The following is a 5339-nucleotide window of genomic DNA, read 5'->3' on the forward strand; positions in this document are numbered from 1 at the left end:
TGTGCCAGTGGCGCCGTGCCCAGATGCCGGCGCCGACGGCAGCCAGGACCGCCGCAATCCCACCGGCCAGGATGGCGACCCGCGGCCCCCACTGGTCCGAGACCCATCCCATGATCGGCGCACCGATAGGTGTGGTGCCCAGGAAGAACATCATGTAGATGCTCATGACACGCCCGCGCATGGCCGGCTCGGTGTTCAGCTGGACGGTCTGGTTCGCGCTGGTGAGCACCGTGAGCACGCACAGGCCCACCGGGATCGTGGCAAGTGCGAACAGCGTGTAGTTCGGGGTCAACGCCATCAGGATCGTGAACACGCCCAGGAAGAAGGAGGCCACGACCAAGGTGCGCACCCGGGGGGACTTGCGTCGCGCCGCCCACAACGCACCGGCCAGGGAGCCGATGGCGAAGACCGAGGAGACGGTGCCGTAGGCGTCGGACTCCATGTCGAAGGCTGAGCGCACCATGGCCGCCATGGTCACCTGGAAGTTGAGGGTGAACATTGAGACCACGGAGATGACCGCGATGATCACGATGATGTCCGTGCGGTGGCGGATGTAGGCCAGGCCCGCCCGCAGCTGCCCCTTGGCGCGTTTGGCGCGGGGCACGTCATACAGCTCCGACACGCGCATGGTCGCCAGTGCTAGCGCCGGGAACAGGAAGGTCAGGGCGTTGACGAGGAAGACCCAGCCGGGCCCGATCCAGGCGATGACCAGGCCGGAAGCCGCCGGCCCGAGGAGGCGGGCGGCGTTGAACGAGGCGGAGTTCAGCCCGACCGCATTGGCCAGGTTCTCGGCGGGGACCATGCGGGCCACGAAGATCTGCCGGGCCGGCGAGTCGTAGGCCGCCGCCAGTCCCGTCGCGAAAGCGGCCAGGTACACATGCCACAGCGCCGCATGCCCGGCGAGAACGTCGACGGCCAGGGCGAGAGAGACCACACCCATGGCGGACTGGGTGACGATGAGGAACTTGCGTTGGTCGACTCGATCCGCGATCAGGCCGGCGTGGGCGCTGAACAGCATGGCGGGCAGGAACTGGAGCGCCGTCGTAATGCCGGTGGCGGAGGCGGAGTCGTCGGTCAGGATGCGCAGCACCAGCCAGTCCTGGGCGACGCGCTGCATCCAGGTGCCGGTGTTGGCGACGAGCGCGGCGAAGAACCAGATCCGATAGTTGTGGAACTTGAGTGACTCGAAGGTGCTGCTCACGGTGGGGAGGTAACTCCAGTTTCGCGGTGTGACGACGGGCGCACCCGCTGGGATGCGCGCTTTTTTGGGATCGGTCAATTGTACGTCTGTACACCGGGCGCAGACAGGGGGCGACGACGTGACCGTAGCCGCGTCGTCGCCCCCTATTCGTACCGGGCGCCGTTGGGCGCGCGGATCCGGCCATCAGCCGACGCCGAGGATCGCCTTGATGGGCTCGAGCGTGAAGTAGATGACGAACAGCACCGAGGCGACCCACATCAGTGGGTGAATGTCCTTGACCTTGCCGCGGGCCAGCTGGACGACCAGGTAGGAGACGAAGCCCGCGCCGATGCCGTTGGTGATGGAGTAGGAGAAGGGCATCATGATGATGGTGATGAAGGCCGGCAGGGCGATCTCCGGGGTCTTCCAGTCGATGTCCGTCACCTGGGTCATCATCAGGAAGCCGACAACCACCAGCGCCGGCGTGGCCGCCTCGTAGGGGACCATGGAGACGACCGGGGCGATGAACATGCTGGCCAGGAACAGCACACCGGTGACGACGGAGGCCAGGCCGGTGCGGGCGCCCTCACCGACGCCCGCGGCCGACTCGATGTAGGAGGTGTTGGAGGAGACACCGCCGGCACCGCCGGCGATCGCACCCAGGGAGTCGACGACGAGGATCTCGCGGGTGCGCGGCGGATTGCCGTTCTCATCCAGCAGGTCGCCCTCGGCGCCGATGGCCACCATCGTGCCCATGGTGTCGAAGAAGTCGGCGAGCATGAGGGAGAAGACCAGCAACACCACGGAGACGACGCCGACCTTCTCCACGCTGCCGAGCAGGCTGAAGTGGCCCAGGGTCGCCAGGCTGGGCAGCTCAACGGGCGCCCCCTCCAGGGCGGGGATGGACAGCGACCAGCCGGTGGGGTTGGTCGCCTCGTCAAAGGCACCCAGGTGGGCGAAGGTCTCGATCAGGGCCGCCAGGATGGTGGAGGCGACGATGCCGATGAGGATGGAGCCGCGCACCTTGCGCACGTGCAGCACGAGGATCAGGAACAGGCCGAACAGGAACACCAGGACGGGCCAGCCCTGCAGGGAGCCGCCCAGGCCGAGTTCCAGCGGGGTGCCGCCGGCGCGGACGACCTTGGCGTCCACCAGGCCGATCAGGGCGATGAACAGGCCGATGCCCACCGAGATGGCGGTCTTGATGTCCGGCGGGACGGCCTTGAACACGGCCTCCCGGAATCCGGTGAGCACGAGGACCAGAATGATGACGCCCTCGATCACCACCAGGCCCATGGCGTCGGCGTAGGTCATGCCGTTGATACCGACCAGGGTGTAGGCGATCATCGCGTTGATGCCCAGTCCGGCGGCCAGTGCCATGGGGTAGTTCGCCACCAGGCCCATGAGGATGGTGATGATGCCCGCGACGAAGGCGGTGCCGGCGGCGATCTGCTCGGTAGTGCCCAGGGGAGCGATCCCCTCGTGGGATGTGGACAGCACCAGTGGGTTGAGGACGAGGATGTAGGCCATCGTGAAGAACGTGACGATTCCGCCGCGTACCTCACGCGCCACTGTTGAGCCGCGCTCGGTTATGTGGAAGAAGCGGTCGATCGCGCTGCGGGAGTCCGGCGCCCCGGCCGCTGCTGACGTTGTGGGAGATGGGGTATGTGTGGTCACGTGGCGTGATTGTCCCAGACGCGGCCGCAGCAACGAAACTCCGGCCATCCCTTGGGACGGAGCCGGTACCCGGGCCCGGCGGGGTCGGCGCCGCCCGCGAGCGCGGGCAGGCTCAAGAGCGTGTAGGCAGCGAGGCCTCGAGGGCGGCCAGGGCGTCGGCAGCGGCCTGAGGATGGGCGGCGTCGTCGTGGTGGGCGTGCTCTAGGGCCAGGTCGGCGACGGCGTCGCGAGCCGAGGCGGCACGCCGCGAGGCCGCGGTGGCCTCCGGATCCTCTTCCGCTGCCTCCCGCTCCTCCGGGGACTGTTCGGGAGCCGAGCCCGCCGCGGCATCCTGGGTGGCAATCGACTTGCGGGACCTGCGCGAGGTCTTCTCGGCCGGCTCGGCGGAGGCGGCCGCGTCCTGGGCCCCGGCCTCGCCGACAGCGGTCGGCTCCGGTTGCGCGGTCTCCTGGGCGGTGAGCTCGTCGCGACTGTGCCCGCCGCGCAGGTCCGTGCCGTTGGTGGCCAGCGGCTCCATGGCCGCCTCGTCCAGGCGCGCAGGGGCCACCGGCCACTCGGGGCCCTGATCCGGCAGGTCGGTTTCGGAGTGGGCACCGCAGCCGTGGTCGAGGGAGACCACGCGCCCGTCGTCGGCGGCCCACTCGTTGGCGCACACGCCGAAGGTGCTGCGCAGGCGCCCGCTCATGGGCACCAGGAACCCGCAGGTGGCGCAGGTGGCGTGGGCCTTGCGCACGCCGTCGGCCTCGGGGCCGTGGTCGCCGTCGTACCAGCGCTGGGCGGCGCGGCGGTAACCCTCCAGGGACAGCACGCGGGCGCGGCCGAGGTCGAGCTCATCCAGGGCCACGGTGTCCCCGTCCTCGCCGGTGGCCTCCCAGCCGGGCTCGAGCCGCTCGTCCGTCTCCCGCCGGGGCAGTCGGTCCGAGCGGGAGGCGTCTCCGGGTCGCAGCCGATCCGCCCACGGCACCCAGGCGGGGGCGAGCAGGGCGTCCTCGCCGGGCAGTAGTTCCAGCTCGCAGATGGTGGCGGTGCGCCCGCGGGGAGGACGGGTCATGGTTACGGCCCAGCGCCAGCCGCGGTAGCCGGCCAGGTTGCATTCGAACAGGTGGGTGATCAGCCGCTTGCCCAGCTGCCGGGAGGCGGTGTACGGGCCGACGCTGACCGGTTCGGTGATCTCGCCCAGGGCGGCCCGGGCGGCCTCGATGGCGGCCCCGGAGGTCAGCACCCGGTCCTTGGCGGCCGTGGCCTGCTCGGCCGGGGTGGGCAGGGCGCCGGGGCGGTCGCCCGCGGGCTCGACGACGGCGGTGCGTGCGGCCCGCACCGGCTTGCTCGACGTGTTCTTCGACGTTTGAGTCGCTGCGTCAGTCACGGCTCAAGTGTAAGCGGCCAATCCAGCAGCCGTCCTCCCCGCCGCCCCGCAGGGCCGGCATGCGCGAATCAGCGGGCCTCGACCGACACGATCCGGTGGACGGCGACGGTCAGCTCGGTCTCCCTGACCAGGTCTGCCAGGCGCACCCGGCCGGGTTCGACGGCGAGCACCCGCACGGTGCGCTCCTGCACGTTCCCGTCGGGGCCGGCCAGACGCAGCCGTACCCGCGCCCGTGAGGCCTGTGCCTGACGCAGCAGTGCCAGCGCGTGCACCGGGTCGGTGGCCGCCATCGGGCCGGCGCCGCCCGCGGCACGGCGTGCCTCCTCCCCCGCGCGCAGGCGACCGACCAGCGCGACCAGTTCTCGGCGCCCGGGACGGCGACGGCGGACCGCGTGCTCGTTCCCCGGGCGGGCCGGTGCCGGGGCAGGGAGGCGGCGCCCGCCCCCGGGGCGTTCGGAGATCAGCAGTCGGCCCTGCTCGTTCTCCAGCACCGGAGCCAGACCGGCGGCACGCAGTTCACGCAGCACCACCCCGGCGGGTGCGGCGGACAGGATGACGCCGGGTGCCACCTGGTCCAGTCCCAGGTCTTTGAGCGCGGCGTCGGCGATGATCCCGGCGGCTACGGCCGGGTCGGCCACGCGCAGGACGCTGGCGACCTCGCGCACGCGCACTGCCCCGTGGCGGCGGGCGGCGTCGGCGATCAGGGCCGTGAGCGCGCTGGGCAGCGGGCTGGGACTGAAGCGGGACAGGGCCTGGGTCAGTTCGGTGGCGGACCAGCCGCTGTCCAGGGCGCGGCGCACGGACTGGGGAGTGAAGCGGACGGTGAGTGCTCCGCCGCGGGACTCGACCTCGCTGCTGCGCTCTAGGGCGGCACCGAGTTCGGGCGCGGGACGGCCGGGGACGATGGCGGTCAGGTCCGACTGCACCAGCAGGAGGTCGACCGGCGCAGGCAGGTCGGCGGCCAGCGCCTGCTCGAGCGCGGCCAGCAGTGTCCCGTAGTGATTGTCCGGGTGGCCGGCGGTGTCGGCGGGGGCATCGTCCGCCGCGGTGCTGTCGGCGGGTGCGGGCGCTTCGGGGGCGCCGGTATTGGGACGCAGGCAGGCTGCCAGAACCCTT

Annotated in this window: 4 protein-coding genes; all 4 read right to left on the reverse strand. The window is 71.1% G+C overall.

The features are described from left to right. Positions 1 to 1201 (reverse strand): MFS transporter (locus BN1056_RS09905; RefSeq protein ID WP_244671639.1); only part of this gene is annotated, 1201 nt, incomplete at its 3' end. A 183-nt stretch (positions 1202 to 1384) separates the two neighbouring features. Beyond that, entirely contained in the window at positions 1385 to 2905 is a 1521-nt protein-coding gene (locus BN1056_RS09910) for an NCS2 family permease (protein WP_210580811.1), read from the reverse strand. A 64-nt stretch (positions 2906 to 2969) separates the two neighbouring features. Continuing rightward, positions 2970 to 4223: a DUF3027 domain-containing protein gene (locus BN1056_RS09915; protein WP_244671640.1), complete on the reverse strand. Its 1254-nt coding sequence runs from the start codon at positions 4221 to 4223 to the stop codon at positions 2970 to 2972. Between the two features lie 68 nt (positions 4224 to 4291). Beyond that, positions 4292 to 5339, reverse strand: a 1048-nt coding sequence (locus BN1056_RS14780; RefSeq protein ID WP_244671641.1) for a helicase-associated domain-containing protein, incomplete at its 5' end; no start/stop codon positions are given.

The organism is Actinomyces succiniciruminis (assembly GCF_900002405.1).
GTDB lineage: Bacteria > Actinomycetota > Actinomycetes > Actinomycetales > Actinomycetaceae > Actinomyces > Actinomyces succiniciruminis.